This window comes from Stutzerimonas frequens, assembly GCF_024448335.1.
Taxonomy (GTDB): Bacteria; Pseudomonadota; Gammaproteobacteria; order Pseudomonadales; family Pseudomonadaceae; genus Stutzerimonas; species Stutzerimonas frequens.
The window spans coordinates 44,130-60,741 of record NZ_JAMOHM010000018.1 but is presented as its reverse complement, the minus strand read 5'-3'; the positions used below and the strand labels follow the sequence as shown (position 1 = coordinate 60,741).

Sequence of the window (16,612 nt, the reverse complement as noted above, 5' to 3'; positions counted from 1 at the left end):
TTAGGCGGCGAGCTGCAGGGCGGCGTCCAAAGCGCGCTGCTTGATCTGCGCGCCCTGGCCGAACCAGGCGGAGTCCAGCCGGTACTCAGTGCTGCGCGCTCGTCGTTCGTGGTCGACGTACTCGGTCACGGCATTGAGCAGGCCCCAGGCGGTACCGCGTGCCGATTCCAACTGACTGCCTCGGCCACGGCCCTCGTACAGCTCCTGAACTTTGCGCAGGGCACGTTCGTTGGGCAGCTGTTCGGGTAGTTGGCCGGTTGGGCTCACTTCGCACATGACGTTCATGAAGAAGCCCATCGCCTCATGCCACTGCACCTTGCGCTCAGCCAGATGACGCATGCGGTACATGAAGTCATCCCATTGTGATACCGCGATCCCGAGCTGCTTCTTCACCGTATTGGGATCGAAGCGAGTGTTGTGCGGCACCTTGATCGCTCGACTGGTGCCGTCCAGGGCGATGGTCAGGGTGTTGTTGCACACCACGCGAACGGTGGTCGGCGTTGCGGTGGTAGCCAAGGTGCCGTCGCATGACGTAGCCAACAGCAGGTAGCCGTTGACCTGGTCGTTACCCTTGATCGCTGTGCCTTGCCCGGTGCGTGCCAGTGCCCAAAACTTGCGGCCGCCCTTGAGCACACCAGCCGTCTCTAGCTCGTAACCGGAGACTTCGGTGAGATCCCGGTAGAACTCCAGCACCTCACGCGGCTGCACGGTGTGGTAGCGGTTGGAGACGACCGATAGGGGAGCTTTGGTATCGGAGCGGTACAGCACTTTCTGCTCGGGGTAGGAATGGATAGCGCCGAGGTGACCCACCGCATCGGATTTGAAATGGACCGGGCTTTCCAGGATCTGCCAGTCCATGCCGGCTTCGCGTTGCCAGATCTCGATGGGTTGTTTGCGCGGCAGGTTGTTGCCTAGTCCGTGCCACGGGGTGGCGCCGACATAGGCCATTTGCTCGATGAGATGTGCCATGAGAACGATTCCTTGGAATGTAAGCCGGCATAAAGCGCCGCGCAGAGCGCAGCACCGGCGGTAGGGATAGAAGAAGGTGAGAAGAGGTAGCGGACGGATCAGGCCGGCAGGTTGAAGCGATGCCCGCAGAGCAGACACAGGTTGTTAGCCAACACGTGGCGGTCGAGTTTGTCGCCAAGCTGGGCGCCCAGCGCACAACCGCTAACGCCGCCAACCAACCCACCGATGATGGCGCCGGAAACTGAACCGATGGCGATGCCAACAGGGCCGGCAATAGCGCCAATGGTCGCGCCAGTCTGACCGCCTGCTAACGCAGCACTGACGCCACGAGCCGCGCCGCCGGCGGCGCCTACCGCAGCGGTGATCTTCATGGCGTGATGGAAGGAAGCGACTTTGGGGGAATGACAGCGAGGACACTGCAATGACATGGGAGCGATCCTTCTTGGTGGTGATGTCATTGCGGTTATGTAGGGCTGAGTTTTTTTCGAATCGAATGGAAGTGTCGTAGGTGGAAACCCGCCGGTAGCGAGTCGTTGCGTCAGCTGTTTTTGGCCACTGGTGGCAGGAAGCGGCCGATTCTGTTGAAAAAGTCCCGCCGCAATTTTGGCCAGCGAAAAAGCGTGGTCGACGTTGAAATCTGGTTCGCTCAGAAGACGGAGCTGTCTTGGTTTTTACGTAGCAACGCCAAAATCCAGCGATTTTTGATCTACCGAAAAGCAGCTCTCTCAGAAGCCGACTTTTTCAACAAAATCGGCCAAAAGCGGTCATCTAGCATCTACGAAACCGGAGGCGATTCAGAATTCTGCTGTGCGCTCACCAGAACTTGGTCGACAGTTGCTCGGAGCGCAAGAAGTTGCGCTGGAGGTGGCAAGGCGGATCGACTGGAGGTCGACTTGAATGCGCTTGCCGAGCACGGCGGTTACAGGCCGCTCTTGATCCGCTCGCCGAGGATGAAGGCTTTATTCATATCGGGCGCGACCACAACGGGCAGCAGGTTCAGACTACCTTCGGGATAGTTTCCACCACCGCCGGCACCATATTCGACCACCAGAGTAACCTGGTAGCGCTCACCGACTCCCTTCTCGCGCAGAGGACTGCCATCCGGCCCTTGCACGATCCAGGCGGTCATCGGTATCTCGGGGTCTTGGTGGGGCTGAAAGCGGCTTTGCATGCTTCCCGATCCGATAAAGACGATGGGCTCGCCTTCACCCTCATAGAGGTAACGACCCTCGATTTGCGCCGGGAGCGTTGCACCGACGCTGTAGCTCTGGCCATTGACCGTCTTGATGAGTCCGCCATCTTTCGCGGGTGCAGCCTCGGCGACAGGCTTCTCGGGCTTGGCGGTTGGAGCCTCGTCTTCCTGCTCTTCGACAACGCTTTGCGCACGCCCCGAAGCCTGCTGGCGCTCAATCTGCGCCAACATGGCCGCCGCCATGGCATTGGCCTCGCTCTCGATGCCCATCTCGCGCATCAGTGCTTGGTTCTGCGCCATCAGGGCTGCCACCTGGGCGTCCTGCGCGGAGCTATCGCCGCTCGATAAACTGGACGTTTGGCTGGATTGCACGGATGGACTTACCGGCGGTTGTGCTCGGGCCTGGACGAGTGTGGCGGCCAGGCTGGCACTGGATTGAGCAGCGTTGGCGCTGGCTGCCTGGTTGGCCGCTGTCAGTCCCTGACTCAAACCCTGCATTACGGCACCTAATAATTGCGCGTTCTCGGCGCTGTTTGCGGCGTCTTGCCGTGCTTTTGCTTGATCGAAGGAAGTCCGCTCGGCCTGAGTCACCGCCCACAGTGCATTGCCTGCTGCTCCCTGTTCGACCACCAAGCCATAATCGAGCCTGCCATTGCTCTCCACCTTCAGCACCTGATGGTCTTCAGTGAGGGTGAAACGGTAGGCCTTGCGCTTTGGTGCATCGATCATCGCTTCGTAGGTGTTGCCGTAGCCTTCGCGCAGGTTTACGAATGTGTAGTAGCAGCCGTAGAAACTGTAGATATCGCAATCGAGGCCCACTACAACGCTTTCACCTTTGCGCGCTGGCAGACGGTAGAGGTCATAGCGCGTTCGCATGATCGAGGTTTTCTGACTGTTGTCATCCAGCTTGCCGATGATCTTTTGCCCCAGCACCAACGGCTTCACGCCCGCGTCGGTAGGGGGCTGAGGCGTTGCGACGCCCGGTACCTCAGCCACGGCTGGGTCCGGACCACCCGGCACGGATTCGACCGGATAGGGCGTCGAGTAGATGACATTCGACAGCGAGCCATTCACCCACTGCATATTCTGCACAAGCATCTCGCCACGCGATGACAGGCGAATCCGGTAAGGAAATTCACCCGCTCGCGGCGTAACCGCTTTAAACACCACTGAGCCATCCGATTCGATCGTGCCGAGCCACGGCGTGCCATTGAAGTCCATATTCAGTTCGCCGGGCTTGCTGCCCGGGCGAATAGTCCGGCTCCATTTCACATCCGGCCCAACGATTGCGCCCTCTAAGAACAAGCTGGTCTCAATGATGGCTTTACCGGGCTCGCTCCAGCGCACCTCAAAACCCGGAAAACCACCGGTTGCTGGGGCGTAGCGATGCCCAACGAGGCGGGAATAGACCCCCCATACCTCCGGGTTGGCCTGCGGGTCGACGGTGAAGCTGGGCGGAGGCGTCTGTGGGCCGAGGTGTTGCGGATCAACCGCTGAGGCGACGCAACCGAAAAGGGCGGACTGAAGAACAACTAAGGCAGCAAAGGCTGTGATGGCGCGCATCATCCAGACCCCAATGAAGAAGATGGCAGAACGCTATTAAAACTACATGAGATCTGTCTAGTGGAGCAGGGCGGCTTAAAAGCTGCTCTCATCGTGGGTGGCAGCTCCTGGCCGATTGTAGCCGGTGACGATGGGCAGCTTCCGGCCAAAAGCGGCTGTTGAGATCCCGCAGAATTTCAGCCCAAAGCAGCCAGATCTGTGCCAAGCCGAGTAGAGATCATGGCAGTTCTTTAGCTTGCTCGCGTTGAGCGACGCTGGCGAGACACTGCTCGATGAACTGAAGCTCCTGATCGAGCTCGACGGCGCGCTTTTCCAGAGCTTTTAAAGCTGCTTGATGCTCCTTCTGCACTTCTACTGGTGCTTTAGCGAGCCCTGCCAACTTCCTCTGGCTTCTCTCGATTTTCTCATTAACTTCGGCAAGGTACTTCTCCCCGGACTCCTTTTTCCTCGCCGGGAAGAGCTGGCACTCCAAGAAGCGGATGGCATCGTAGATTCTCAAGACTTCACTGCTAGTCTTGGAGTGCACAAAGTTCAGACTGCCCTCGTCGAAGGCGTGATGCTCCTGGTTCTGCCCACTCCAGTTGACCAAGTCATTCTTGATGAGATCGAAGTACGACAGGTCGTAGTCGATGAAAGGCTTCACCAACGAGAAGGTGTGCTCCAGGCTGACCTGCAGATACATGCTCTTCTTCAGCTGCGACTTTTTGAAGTTGGCCGTGACTGTGACGCCGTTTTCGATGCAAAACTCAAGCACTATGGATTCGAACCAAATACGGCAATAAAGCAACGCCTGACGGACGTCGAAGACCGACAGCGCCACGTAGACTTTCTTCTGGAAACCACCCTCGTGATCAATCACCACGATGCCCTTGTTCGTGTAGCTGAGCACATGGCTGGTATACTGTTCGCACTGAGGGTGACGGTCGGCGACGATGCAGAATCGTTCCCAGAAGAGGCGGTCATGGGTGGTGACAACCATTTGGATCCGGCGCAGGTAAGCATCGCTGAAGAACAGGTCGATAATGTTTGATCGGTGATCGGTGTCGATCGCATTGACGACATCATCAAAGACGATGAGCGGGAAGTTGTTTTTCTCAGCCATCGCCAGGAGGATGGACAGGCCCAACGCCCGCAGATGCCCTTCGCTGAGCACAGCAAACGCATCGAGCAATGATCCGTCCACGTTGGTGATCTTGATCCGGTAGCTATCCGCCAGCCGGTCGAAGCTCAACGACGCGATCTGCTCATGGTCATCGTCGTGGTTGTTGATAGCGCGGTAGTACTCGGCAGCCTTGGCTTCGATCCCGGTGATTCTCGCTTTCTCCAGCTCAAGCTTGTAATCCAGCAGGTCGCGGTACAGCGTTCGGTACTCAGCCTCCAGATCCTTGAGCAGCTGGTTGAAGCGGCTGTTGTCGACTGCATCGTTGAGCAAGGCCGCTTTTTGTCTTACCAAGTCTGCCATTTGGCCGTTGCCGGCTTTGAACTCGCTCTCCGCACGCGTTTTACGGTCGAACAGCTGCTTCAATGAATCATCAATCGCTTTCAGTTGCACCACCCGTGCTTCAAGACGGGCTGCCTGGGCTTCTGCCTGGCCAACCTCCCGGCACTTGCGCTCACAGTTACGCAGGTAAGCCTCGATCTGATCTGCACGCTCGGCGCAGAGTTTCAGGAATGAGTCGAGAACGGACGGAGCCACCTCCGAGCGATCGGTAGCGGCATGAAATTCTGCAAGCACCGCTTCCAACTCGTCCATCTTCAGCTGGCAGGGTACGTCGGCGTACTCATTGCCCTTTACCGCGCTGAGTCCCGTGGCGACTCGTGATGCCCAGAGCGCGATCCGCGCGTCATTTCGCAGCCTGGATTGCTTCAGGGATTCCAATGCACCCAGCGCCTTAATCTGCTCTCGCGCCCTCTCAAATGGGTTCACCGTCACCTTGTCGAGGGGCGTCAGGCACGCAGGGCAAGTTGCCCCCGACTGCAGCTCGATGGCCTCCAAGGCCTCGAAGACGGCGCGATAATTGACCTCACTGGCCCTCTGTAGAAATAGCATCTCGATATCGGCTCTGCGGTGGAGCAAGCGCTGAGCGATAGCACAGATGCGCCTCACCTGCTTCAGCGGGATAGCGAACGGAGCTTTGGCGGCTCGAAGGCGCTCAGCTCCACGGATATGCATTTCTATCGTTTTGCGAAGCCGCAATACCTTGGGGCGAATCTCATAGTCTTGATCTGACCGCAGCCCTAGCAGCTCGCAGATTTGGGAAATTGATACCCGAAGGTCTGCCCTGTGCTGACGCCTCAGCTGGCCTAGGCTGCCGCATGTGCGCTCCAGGGCCTCCAGAGCCTCGGCTTGGTCGGCACGCATGAAGGTCTTGAGCGAGAAGTTTTCAGGCCGGACGAACCGTGCAATGACCTCCTGGAGTTCTTCCAAGCCAAACAGGGTCGCCAGGACATCACTCTCGACACTGCCAGTGTCCTTGGAACCCAGCAGCGAAAACTCCTGAAGGCGGTTACGGTCTATGAAGCAACTCGACCAACTGATGCTTGGTTTGACCGGAAGCTTGTCCGCTCCCATCAGCAAGAGCTGGTGCCGAATATCTCCCCGGGAGATGTACTGCCTAAGCTTGGTCTTGCGCCTAGACGCTTCCTTGATGTCTCCAGTGGTGCCGAACTCCAACGCCTCGCACAAGGACGATTTACCACCGCCATTGGGTGCGTAGAAGATATTTTTCAACTTGCTGAAGCGGATGAAGGAGCCGTTGTCGTCAGGGCCAAACTCTCCGAAGCCTCGGAAGTTTTTCACGCGAAGGTAGTCCAACGCTCCAAGGCCGGAAGGCGGTATCCGATCCAGTTCTGGCTTGTTGTCGAGCACCTTTTTGAAGCGAGTGGCGATGCGCTGGTAGTTGCGGCCCAGCAGATGGTCAGCTGCCGCCGTGATGTGCGTTTTGATGTGGTCGGAATAGCGCCCCTTGCTCTGGTTCGCTTGGTACATGCACCAGAGCAGCACGAGGTATGCGTCAGTGCGCCCTTCAAGATGCTGCCTTGCAAAACTCAAAAGGTACTGGCTCATTGCGCCTCCTCCCTGAGGCGCATGATCGTAGCCGGACTGAAATCAGAAAACCATCACCGCTAGGTCAAGTACCGAGGGCCTTCGCTAATGTTGCGCGCTGCCGATCTGAACCTGGTGCCTCACCTGATAAAACCGACGGATGCCACGGCTAAGCTTTGGAGGAGGCCGCTAATGGCCGCTAGTGTGCGCCCTCTTGCTTGGATGGCATTACGTTCTGGCCCAACGTTACTGTAGCGAATCCGCAGCAGTATCAATCAAAGCTTCCTGTATCCCGCGTGAAGAAAGACGCTACGTTGCGCCCGTTCTTCCACGGCTTCGCTTGCCGCCCCGCTACGGCAGATTCGAAGCATTCATCGAAATGTCATCATTTAGAAGCAGTGCGTTAACAAGGAATTTCTACCCTTTGCATCGCGAACCGCAATTGTGCGGCCAGCAATATTGCGAAAGGTGATCAAATGACGCCCCATCCGATACAGGACGCCGTGCTGCGGGTCGACCGGTTGAGCGTCGTCTACCCAGGCGGCGTGACAGCCCTACGCGATACCTCGATTGCATTTCGGCGTGGTGAGTTCACCGTGCTGCTTGGTCTCTCGGGCGCAGGCAAGTCGACCTTGCTCCGTAGCCTCAATCGACTCGTCACGCCCACTCGCGGCAGTGTCACCAGCGAGCTCGGTGAGCTCGGCAGCGGCTCGGCCTTGCGTCAGCATCGTCGGCGTACCGCCATGATCTTTCAGCACCACCAGCTAATCGAACGTCAAAGCGCACTGGCTAATGTGCTTACCGGTCGGCTGGCCTTTCACAACACGCTCCGCTCGCTGTTTCCTCTGCCGCGTGCCGATCAGGAGATTGCGCTCAGTTGCCTCGCTCGGGTCGGTCTGGCAGACAAGGCGCTAAGCCGGGTGGACAAACTGTCCGGTGGCCAGCAGCAGCGGGTAGGCATCGCGCGTGCGCTAGCGCAACAGCCCGCGATCATTCTTGCCGATGAGCCGGTAGCCAGTCTCGACCCGGCCACTTCGGTCCGTGTTCTCGGACTGCTGCGCGACATCTGCAAGGAAGACGGCATCACCGCCATCGTTTCGCTGCATCAACTCGAATATGCCCGCCGCTTCGCCGATCGCGTCGTCGGGCTGGCCGATTCTCAGATCGTTTTCGATGCCGCGCCCTCGGAACTCACCGATGCGCAGCTTGAGCGCATCTATGCAGGCCGCTCTACGACTCAGCCAGCAACTGCTCCGGCTGAAACCCCTGTCATGCTCGCACCTTCACTGGAGATGTCCCGATGAAACGCTTATCCGCTCTCTTATTGACCTGTTTGCTGTCCGCTGTTTCAAGTCTGTCCGCCGTAGCGGCCGATGCCGATCCGGATGTGCTAAAGGTTGCGCTGCTGCCGGACGAAAACGCCTCGGAGTTGATCAAGCGAAACCAGCCGCTGAAGGATTATCTGGAAGAGCATCTGGACAAGAAGGTGCAGCTGATCGTAACCACCGACTATTCCTCGATGATTGAGGCGATGCGCTTTGGCCGTATCGACCTGGCGTATTTCGGTCCGCTGTCCTACGTCATGGCCAAAAGCAAAAGCGACATCGAGCCCTTCGCTGCCATGGTCATCGACGGCAAGCCGACCTATCGCTCAGTGATTATCGCCAATGTGGCGTCAGGCGTGAATGAGTATGCCGACCTTAAGGGCAAGAAGATGGCCTATGGTGACCGGGCATCGACGTCCAGCCATCTGATTCCCAAAACCGTGCTTCTTGAGACGGCCGAGCTGACGGGTGGGCAGGACTACGAACAACATTTTGTGGGCACGCATGACGCCGTTGCCGTCAACGTGGCGAACGGAAACGCCGATGCGGGTGGGCTGTCGGAGGTAATTTTCAATCAAGTAGCCGAACGTGGCCTAATCGATCCGAGCAAGGTGAAAGTACTTGGTTACAGCGGCGAATATCCCCAATACCCCTGGGCGATGCGCTCGAACCTGAGCCCCGAGCTGAAAACCAAGGTGCGGGATGTATTCGTCGGTATCGACGATCCCGAAGTGCTGCGCAACTTCAAAGCCGAGGCCTTCGCGCCAATCACCGACGCCGACTACGATGTGATTCGCAACATGGGATCGCTGCTCGGCCTCGACTTCGCCACGATGTGAGCACCGATATGTCTACTCATCATGACGTGCAGGCGCTGCCTGCAGAGCAACGCGAGCACATCCTTCGAGGCTTCGGCCTCGGTTGGTGGCGCCAGCTGGGGCAGGTGGCAATTGTACTCGGAGTGGTGCTGTTGGCCTGCTGGTACGTGGGGCTGCTCGATGCCACCACGCTGCTGAACGGGCTGCCCTCCATCGCGACCCTGGCAGGCGAGGCCATGCCGCCAGACTTTTCGGGCTATCGAAGCTGGATTCGCCCGTTGATCGACACGCTGGCGATGAGCATCGCCGGCACGGCCATCGCAGTGGTGTTCTCGCTGGTGGTGGCCTTCGTTGCAGCGCGCAATACGGCGCCGCACCCCCTTGTGTTCGGTGTTGCCCGGGTGCTGCTCAATGCCCTGCGGTCGGTGCCGGAGCTGATCATGGGCATCATCTTCGTTGCAGCCGTAGGGTTCGGCGCCTTGCCGGGCGTGCTTGCCCTGGGTCTGCATTCGATCGGCATGGTCGGCAAGTTCTTCGCCGAGGCCATCGAGCACGTCGACGAAGCGCCGGTGGAAGCCGCTCGGGCGGCGGGGGCTACGCCGATGCAAGTGCTGCTGCACGCGGTTTTGCCACAGGTGACTCCGCAGTTCGCCGACGTGGCGATCTACCGCTGGGAATACAACTTTCGCGCCTCCACCGTGATGGGCATGGTTGGCGCCGGCGGTATCGGCTTCGAACTCATGGGCTCGCTGCGCATCATGCAGTACCAGGAGGTTGCAGCAATCCTGCTGGTCATCCTGGCCATGGTCACGCTAGTAGACGCCTTCAGTGGCGTGCTGCGCAAACGTTTCAAATAGGACAAACCATGCTGCCAAAACTCGTTATAACTCACCGAGTACACGATGAGATCCTGCAACTGCTGGCGCCACATTGCGAGCTGATGACCAACCAGAGCGACAGCACGCTGACGCGCGAGGAAATTCTGCGCCGCTGCCGCGATGCTCAGGCGATGATGGCGTTCATGCCCGATCGGGTCGATGCAGAATTTCTCCAAGCCTGCCCCGAGCTGCGTGTGGTCGGCTGCGCGCTCAAGGGCTTCGACAATTTCGATGTGGACGCCTGTACTGCCCGCGGGGTCTGGTTGACCTTCGTGCCTGATCTGTTGACGGTCCCGACTGCCGAGCTGGCGATCGGACTGGCGGTGGGGCTGGGGCGGCATCTGCGCGCAGCAGATGCGTTCGTCCGCTCTGGCGAGTTCCAGGGCTGGCAACCACAGTTCTACGGCACGGGGCTGGATAACGCGACGGTCGGCATCCTTGGCATGGGCGCCATCGGACAGGCCATGGCTGAGCGCTTGCAGGGATGGGGCGCGACCCTGCAGTACCACGAGGCGAAGGCTCTGGATACACAAACCGAGCAACGGCTCGGCCTGCGCCAGGTGGCGTGCAGCGAACTCTTCGCCAGCTCGGACTTCATCCTGCTGGCGCTTCCCTTGAATGCCGATACTGAGCATCTGGTCAACGCCGAGCTGCTTGCCCTCGTACGGCCGGGCGCTCTGCTTGTAAACCCCTGTCGTGGTTCGGTAGTGGATGAAGCCGCCGTGCTCGCGGCGCTTGAGCGAGGCCAGCTCGGCGGGTATGCGGCGGATGTATTCGAAATGGAAGACTGGGCTCGCGCGGACCGGCCGCGGCTGATCGATCCTGCGCTGCTCGCGCATCCGAATACGCTCTTCACTCCGCACATAGGGTCGGCAGTGCGCGCGGTGCGCCTGGAGATTGAACGTTGTGCAGCGCAGAGCATCATCCAGGCGTTGGCAGGTGCGCGCCCAATCAACGCTGCGAACCGTCTGCCCCAGGCCGAGCCTGCCGCATGTTGAATCCGGTCTGGCTGAAGAGCCTGGTAGCGATCGTTCAAACAGGCAGTTTTCAGAGCGCGGCGAGGGCGTTGGGGCTGGCCCAGCCGACGGTGTCGCAGCACTTGCAGAAGCTTGAAGAGCAGGTCGGCGTAACGCTGGTGCAGCGCAGTCGTAGCGGCTGCCAGCCTACCACACGTGCGCTGGCCTTCATGCCGCATGCGACCGCCTTGCTCGACATGCACGCCCGGGCGCTAGAAGCCCTGCATGGAAATAGTGAGCGCGTCGGGGCCAGCTCCAACATCGGCACCTACCTTCTCCAGCCATTCGTGCGCAGCTATCTGACGACCGCAAATGAGAGGGGCGAGGTGGATCTGCGCATCGCCGCCAACCCGGATGTGGCCGACCAGCTACTGGCGGGCCAGCTCGACGCCGCGATCATGGAATGGTGGCTACCTCACCCCGACTTCGAACACCGCCTCTGGCGGGTCGAGCCGCTGGTACTTATCGTCAGCCCCGACCATCCGCTGGCTGAAGCAGGGTGCATAGAACGCGATCGTCTGGTGGACCTGCCGATGCTGGGAGGTGAACCGGGTAGCGGTACCGGACGGCTTCTGACCGAATACTTTGGCGAGCTGGGCGTGCCTCGCAGCGGTATGCAGCTAGGCAGCACCGAGGCAGTCAAACAAGCAGTCAGGGCGGGACTCGGCGTGTCGTTGGTGATGGCTTCCGCAGTACAAGACGAAGTTCGCAGTGGCGCGCTGGTAGCTCTTCCCATCCCGGGGCTTGAAAAGCGTCTCCAACTGATCTGGCGCAAACCGCCCGGAAATCTGCACCCGCCGGGATTTGTGCGGCACTTATTGGCCGGTTAGCGACGGCCTGACTTTGGCCGTCGCTACACATGGTCACACTTCGGTCTGTTCCGCCATTTCCAAGGCGTCATCGACCTCAATTCCCAGATATCGAACGGTGCTCTCCAGCTTCGTATGGCCGAGCAGCAGTTGAACGGCCCGCAGGTTCTTCGTCCTGCGATAGATCAGTGATGCCTTTGTGCGTCTCATTGTGTGAGTGCCATACATGGCTGGGTCAAGGCCAATGGCTTTCACCCAGCCTTTGACGATACGGGCGTACTGACGAGTGGATAGATGGTCTGAGTTATGCAGTCGACTCGGGAACAGGTAGTCCTCGCCGCGGAGCTGTACTTGATGTATCCAAGCCGCGAGCGCCGCCCGAGTTTGCTCAGTGATCTCGAACTGCACTGGCCGCTGTGTTTTCTGCTGCATCACTATTGCTCGTGATGACACCTGCTCACCATGGGCAACGTCCCGCACACGGAGCTTGGTTAAGTCGCAGGCTCGAAGCTTGCTGTCGATGGCCAGGTCGAAGAGAGCCAGATCCCGAGTTCTTTCTGCAATTTGAAGCCTTACTCGGATGGCCCAGATATCTCTCAGTCGGAGTGGGGTTTTCTGTCCGACCAGTTTTCCTTTGCTCCAGGGCTGGCGGCTGCAGGTAGCGATGATGTTCATAGCAAGTCCTCCACGTGTGGGAGGACAAGAATGGCTAGCCTGAACGGTGGTCGCTAACCGGCCAGGAGCTGCCCTTCATGAACGGCTGCGCCCGCTCCATCACCGTACGTCACAAGCACCTAGGGCAACAGGGGCGATTCAGTTATCCACTACTGATGATGCAATCTACCTTTCACAACTCCTCCAAAGGCATCTCCGGCCAGCGACGCTTCGCATCCGCACTGGACAGGGCAGGTGTTGCACAATAGCGTTCTGCCACGACCACACCACGCAGCACATAAAGAACCATCAGATGTCCTGGGTAAAACCAGTAGCCCCATCGGCTGACTGGCCAGACATTAAAGGAGATGGCGCAGCGCAGTAGAACAAGCCCCAGAATCGCGGCCCCGCTTGCTGTGACGAATATAAGAAGTGTCTCCGGGGTTACCGCCGATTCCACAACCCATCGGTTTCGCCCATTGGCCAATACCGCTAAGGCAGCAGGCAGCCACCACCAGCGCAGCCCCTTGAGACCCAGGACAAAGGCAGCTGGCAGCAACACTCCGATGGCACCGTACATCAGGTGCTGATGCATCAACACAGAGCAGATCAGTGCTGCCGCCGCCAACTGCACGCTGCTGCGATTGCCATGGTGCACATGGCCCTGGTCGATGATGACCGGAATATACTGATTAGACTCAAGGTCTGCGGCGTTTGAGATTTCAGCAGCCAATGCCTTATCCGCGCCACAAAGGGCTGCAACTGCCATTGCACCGTTGCGGATTTCTGCCCTCCCGCTTTCTGTGCTGCTGCTCCTGATTTCATTGAGCTTTTCGATGATCGTCCGGGCTGCGGCTGCACGATCATTGGCGACCCCTTCAAGCCGCAAGGCTTGCAGGTCGTTTACAGCAACCTTGGCCGATATGTTCCCGGCGTTGATCTTGCTATCTGGCTCCAGGGCAAACATTTGCTTGACCTCGGCCCTGACGGCTGCAGCCGGTGGCTTTGTTGAGTCAAATGCTGTGCGGAAATAATCGGGTTGAGGCGTGGTGCCCCGCTCTATCGCGGCGGCGATATTGAGCCGGGTGCGCGCCATAACCACATGCCGCTGCTCTGGACTCAAGCCGTGATCCCGAGCTGTAACCCGCGTTGAGGCGATGGAGGCATAAGCGTCTGCTAGCTCCGGGTGAGCCTTTAAGGCTTCGGCTTGGGGTAGCTGGCGGAAGCTTTCAGCCGCGAGTTTTCGGGTGGCTTTCAGTGGGCGAAGACCAGCTCAACGCGCGTACCGGCAAGAGCATGGGCGGTTTTTTCGAGGCCATCACCACCTTCACCCAGGTGCGCCGCGACGTCTATGGCGAAGTGCACCCGGATGCTGCACGGCTGGAAAACATGCAGCTGGTGGAACTGGCCTCCGCGCCCTTCAGCAAACCGCGCTACCAGGCCGTGGCCAAGGCGCTGGACCTGCAGCCGGAACAGTTGAAAGCCGCCAGCATGGAGGAGGCCTACGAGCGCTACTACGCGCGCAACCTCAATGCCAGCAGCCTGGTCGCCTATGGCGCGATGCTGGAAAAGCTGGTGCGTGGCGAGCTTTTGTCCGCGCAGAGCCGCGCGCTGCTGTATGACGACATGAAGCTCGGCTCCTACGACAACTACCGCCTCGAAGCCGGGCTGCCCGAGGATGTGCCCTTTATCCAGAAGACCGGCACGCAGCTTGAGCGCGCCTGCCACGTCGGCGTCATCGAGCCGCAGGATGCAACCCGCGCGATCGTCGTGGTGGCCTGCGCCGAAGCGCTTGACGAAGGCAGCGAGGCCGGGCGCCTGTTCGAGCAGGTCGGGCAGGCGATCAGCCAGGCGTTGTTGCGTGCCGACGCGGAGGGCAATTGAAGGGTGCGAGGCTCTACTGTAGGCGCTAGCCATGCTCGCGAGCCGTTGTCCGTGCGAGTGGTCAGCTCCGTTCGGCTGATTGCCCCGCCTTTGTATCTCGATAGTATTAGCGCTTGAGCTGAGCAGACTCTACGGGGGCTGGAGCACGTGCCCCCGGCATTGAGTTGCAGCGACGGAATTGCCTTCTGTCGGAGCAACAGCGACTAGCAGGGCAGGGCGGCGCCTCAGTAGTCCACCAGCAGCTTGAGCTGTGCCGTGCGGCCCGGCTCGACCAGCGGGTTGCCGAGCAGGTCGTTGGAGTAGGCCAGATCTTCGGCTGTGGTCGGGTTGCGTCCGACCCGATCGAACAGATTTTCTACGCCGACGCTGACCTTCCAATGTTTCCACTGCGCGCCGAACAGTTGGCTCAAATCGCTACCGGCATACAGGTCGACCATGGCGTAGCTGGCGGTTTTGCGTTCCTGGCTGTCGTCAATGCGGGTTCTGCCCCGATAGCCGCGCACCTTGCCCTCGCTGTACCAGCGATCGGCCTGGTAGCGCAGGGTCAGTTGGCCGCTGAGCGGCGCGATGCCGTCCAGTGGCTGATCTTCGGCCTCATTGGTACCGCGGGTGGCCGCCAGCGCATAGCGCATGCTCCAGGGGCCAAGCAACCGGGCCTTGCCCTCCAGCTCGATGCCTTCGATGATGGCCTTGCTGATGTTCTGCTGCTGCATCACACCGCTGCTGACAGAAACGAGGTCGATCAGGTCGTCGTAGCGGCTCTGGTAGGCGCTCAGACTGGCCTGGCTCTGCTCGCCATACCAGCGCACGCCGAATTCGGCGGTGAGGTTGGTTTCTGGCTCAAGGTCTGGTGCGGGTAGGGTGGTGAGAGTGGCGGCGACACTGGTCCGCGCCATCTGCTGGCCGGAGGGTGCGCGGAATCCGCGGCTCAGGTTGCCCACCAGATGCCAGTCGGGCGTCAGTCGGTACACTGCGCCGAGGCTGCCGCTAAGGGCACTGTGGCGATTGTTGGTGTTGCCCTGGTAGGCGCGCGTGACGGCGCTGTTTTCGCCAGTGATGCCGCTGCCGACCTTGACCTGAACCATGTCGCCGCGCAGGGCCCCGGCCAGCGACCAGCGCTCGTTGAGGTACCAGTCGTCGCTGACGAACAGGCCGAAGCTGGTCTGCTCGGTATCTCGCTCCAAGGTATTCCAGGTACCTTCGGCCTGCAGCGTGCCATCTTTGTTGTAGCGCTGTTGCAGTCTCTTGCGTCCGTCGGCTGCCTCGTTAAAGAAGTCGCCACCAAAGCTCAGTTGGTGATCTTCGATCTGCCGGGTGGCGGTCAGGTGGCCGCCGAACACTGTCGGAGAATGGTTCTTCTGGTGAGTCGCCACATCGCGCGTGGCGTTCTTGCGGTTGACTTGGTAGCTATCGGTCTTGATCTGGCGGACATAGAGGCTGGCATCCAGGGTGTCGAGCCAGTCGTCGAAGGCCAGGTTGGCGTAGCTCAGGCGCAGGTAGCGTTCGACCAGAGGATCTTCGCGAACCTCCAGCAAGTCGGGGCCAGGCGCGGCACCCAGGCCGCCGGCGCGACCGGTGGTGACGTGCTGATAGCGCCCGGACAGTTCCCAGCGCGCCGTAGTGCTGGTTCGGTAGCCGAGGTTGAAGTCCAGCCCCCGACTGTCGTAGTCGCTGTTGTCCACCTTGCCGAGGGGGCTATCGTAGTCGTTGGCGGTACGCTGGTTGAGTCCGATCAGTACGTCGAAACCATTGCCTCCGCCAACCAACTCGCCGCGCACGCCGTACATGTTGCCATTGCTCGACCATTCGGCAGCCCGCAGCTTGGGCGCCAGCGAGAAGTCCTGGCCATCCTCGACATGGGCGCGGCGGGTGATGATGTTGACCACGCCGCTCATCGCATCTGAACCGTACAGCGCCGAGGCTGGGCCGCGAATGATCTCGATGCGCTCGATGGCGTTGGGGTCGAGCAGGTTGAACTCCAGAGTACTGCGACCACGGTGACGATCGCCGTCGATTGCCAGTACCGTGCGACCGCTGTTGCTGTTCTGTCCGCGGATCACCAATTGCCCACCCAGACCGCCACTGCGCGCATACTCGATACCCGGTACCTCGACGAGCAGGCGCTGGATACCGCCAGCATTGAGATACTCGCGAATCTGCTGCGAGTCGATAACCGTGATGGTACGAGGGGACTCCTCGATGCTGACGACCGAGCGGCTGGCGGAAACGATCACCGACTCCTGCAACTCGATAGGCTGTGCGGAGCTGGCGATGGCCGGAGCGGCCAGCAGGAGCAGGGCGCTGAATGAGGGAGCCCGTAGCGGGTGGGCGCATGGTGTGTTGAGCACTTCAAACCTCCTTATCCAATTGATAGGTATTTTCTTGCGCAGATGAGACGTATTCACATTTTGGCGCTGATGACATCTTCGGCTGGGCAGCTTTACGGGCTATGGGCAGG

At 59.8% G+C, this 16,612-nt stretch carries 12 protein-coding genes and 1 pseudogene; 6 read left to right on the top strand and 7 right to left on the bottom strand.

Annotation, left to right across the window (positions count from 1 at the left end):
* From NAO55_RS19365 to NAO55_RS19350, 4 genes are all read right to left on the bottom strand, one after another.
* Positions 1–969, bottom strand: coding sequence for a DUF932 domain-containing protein (locus tag NAO55_RS19365; RefSeq protein ID WP_102839732.1), 969 nt, complete (start codon positions 967–969; stop codon positions 1–3).
* 98 nt (positions 970–1,067) lie between these two features.
* Entirely contained in the window at positions 1,068–1,397 is a 330-nt protein-coding gene (locus tag NAO55_RS19360) for a hypothetical protein (RefSeq protein ID WP_102839733.1), read from the bottom strand.
* A 491-nt stretch (positions 1,398–1,888) separates the two neighbouring features.
* Complete coding sequence (locus NAO55_RS19355; RefSeq protein WP_146029396.1) at positions 1,889–3,727, bottom strand: hypothetical protein; 1,839 nt, start codon at positions 3,725–3,727, stop codon at positions 1,889–1,891.
* A gap of 214 nt (positions 3,728–3,941) precedes the next feature.
* Positions 3,942–6,791, bottom strand: coding sequence for an AAA family ATPase (locus NAO55_RS19350; RefSeq protein ID WP_102839735.1), 2,850 nt, complete (start codon positions 6,789–6,791; stop codon positions 3,942–3,944).
* 455 nt (positions 6,792–7,246) lie between these two features.
* On the opposite strand from NAO55_RS19350, the gene phnC reads away from it, so the two are divergent.
* Genes phnC through NAO55_RS19325 form a run of 5 tightly spaced genes read left to right on the top strand, consistent with a single transcriptional unit; the run spans position 7,247 to position 11,637 of the window.
* Positions 7,247–8,074, top strand: a complete 828-nt coding sequence (gene phnC / locus NAO55_RS19345) for a phosphonate ABC transporter ATP-binding protein (RefSeq protein ID WP_003117867.1) — start codon at positions 7,247–7,249, stop codon at positions 8,072–8,074.
* Positions 8,071–8,934, top strand: a complete 864-nt coding sequence (gene phnD / locus NAO55_RS19340) for a phosphate/phosphite/phosphonate ABC transporter substrate-binding protein (RefSeq protein WP_003117866.1) — start codon at positions 8,071–8,073, stop codon at positions 8,932–8,934. The genes phnC and phnD overlap by 4 nt, the downstream gene beginning before the upstream one ends.
* 8 nt (positions 8,935–8,942) lie before the next feature.
* Positions 8,943–9,770 (top strand): phosphonate ABC transporter, permease protein PhnE, encoded by an 828-nt coding sequence (gene phnE, locus NAO55_RS19335; protein WP_003298907.1) that lies wholly within the window; start codon positions 8,943–8,945, stop codon positions 9,768–9,770.
* A gap of 8 nt (positions 9,771–9,778) precedes the next feature.
* Positions 9,779–10,789 carry a phosphonate dehydrogenase PtxD gene (ptxD, locus tag NAO55_RS19330; RefSeq protein WP_003152798.1) on the top strand — a complete coding sequence of 337 codons (1,011 nt, stop codon included), beginning with the start codon at positions 9,779–9,781 and terminating at the stop codon, positions 10,787–10,789.
* On the top strand, positions 10,783–11,637 hold the full coding sequence (locus NAO55_RS19325; protein ID WP_003118389.1) for a LysR family transcriptional regulator: 855 nt from the start codon (positions 10,783–10,785) through the stop codon (positions 11,635–11,637). The genes ptxD and NAO55_RS19325 overlap by 7 nt, the downstream gene beginning before the upstream one ends.
* Positions 11,638–11,670: 33 nt before the next feature.
* Here the strand turns inward: NAO55_RS19325 and NAO55_RS19320 are convergent, their stop codons facing one another.
* A complete protein-coding gene (locus tag NAO55_RS19320) occupies positions 11,671–12,291 on the bottom strand; it encodes a tyrosine-type recombinase/integrase (RefSeq protein WP_102839736.1) in 621 nt (206 codons plus the stop codon).
* 172 nt (positions 12,292–12,463) lie between these two features.
* Positions 12,464–13,393 carry a TraX family protein gene (locus NAO55_RS19315; RefSeq protein WP_232244568.1) on the bottom strand — a complete coding sequence of 310 codons (930 nt, stop codon included), beginning with the start codon at positions 13,391–13,393 and terminating at the stop codon, positions 12,464–12,466.
* 134 nt (positions 13,394–13,527) lie between these two features.
* Here NAO55_RS19315 and NAO55_RS19310 point away from each other — a divergent pair.
* Positions 13,528–14,154, top strand: a pseudogene (locus tag NAO55_RS19310) (serine hydrolase); the annotation flags it as partial.
* A 224-nt stretch (positions 14,155–14,378) separates the two neighbouring features.
* On the opposite strand, the gene NAO55_RS19305 reads toward NAO55_RS19310, so the two are convergent.
* Positions 14,379–16,502: a TonB-dependent receptor gene (locus tag NAO55_RS19305; RefSeq protein WP_102839737.1), complete on the bottom strand. Its 2,124-nt coding sequence runs from the start codon at positions 16,500–16,502 to the stop codon at positions 14,379–14,381.
* Positions 16,503–16,612 lie beyond the last annotated feature (110 nt).

What these genes read in the sequence shown, in the direction of transcription:
- NAO55_RS19365 (WP_102839732.1), bottom strand. Translation starts at nt 969, where the DNA reads ATGGCACATCTCATCGAGCAAATGGCCTATGTCGGCGCCACCCCGTGG.
- NAO55_RS19360 (WP_102839733.1), bottom strand. Translation starts at nt 1,397, where the DNA reads ATGTCATTGCAGTGTCCTCGCTGTCATTCCCCCAAAGTCGCTTCCTTC.
- NAO55_RS19355 (WP_146029396.1), bottom strand. Translation starts at nt 3,727, where the DNA reads ATGATGCGCGCCATCACAGCCTTTGCTGCCTTAGTTGTTCTTCAGTCC.
- NAO55_RS19350 (WP_102839735.1), bottom strand. Translation starts at nt 6,791, where the DNA reads ATGAGCCAGTACCTTTTGAGTTTTGCAAGGCAGCATCTTGAAGGGCGC.
- phnC (WP_003117867.1), top strand. Translation starts at nt 7,247, where the DNA reads ATGACGCCCCATCCGATACAGGACGCCGTGCTGCGGGTCGACCGGTTG.
- phnD (WP_003117866.1), top strand. Translation starts at nt 8,071, where the DNA reads ATGAAACGCTTATCCGCTCTCTTATTGACCTGTTTGCTGTCCGCTGTT.
- phnE (WP_003298907.1), top strand. Translation starts at nt 8,943, where the DNA reads ATGTCTACTCATCATGACGTGCAGGCGCTGCCTGCAGAGCAACGCGAG.
- ptxD (WP_003152798.1), top strand. Translation starts at nt 9,779, where the DNA reads ATGCTGCCAAAACTCGTTATAACTCACCGAGTACACGATGAGATCCTG.
- NAO55_RS19325 (WP_003118389.1), top strand. Translation starts at nt 10,783, where the DNA reads ATGTTGAATCCGGTCTGGCTGAAGAGCCTGGTAGCGATCGTTCAAACA.
- NAO55_RS19320 (WP_102839736.1), bottom strand. Translation starts at nt 12,291, where the DNA reads ATGAACATCATCGCTACCTGCAGCCGCCAGCCCTGGAGCAAAGGAAAA.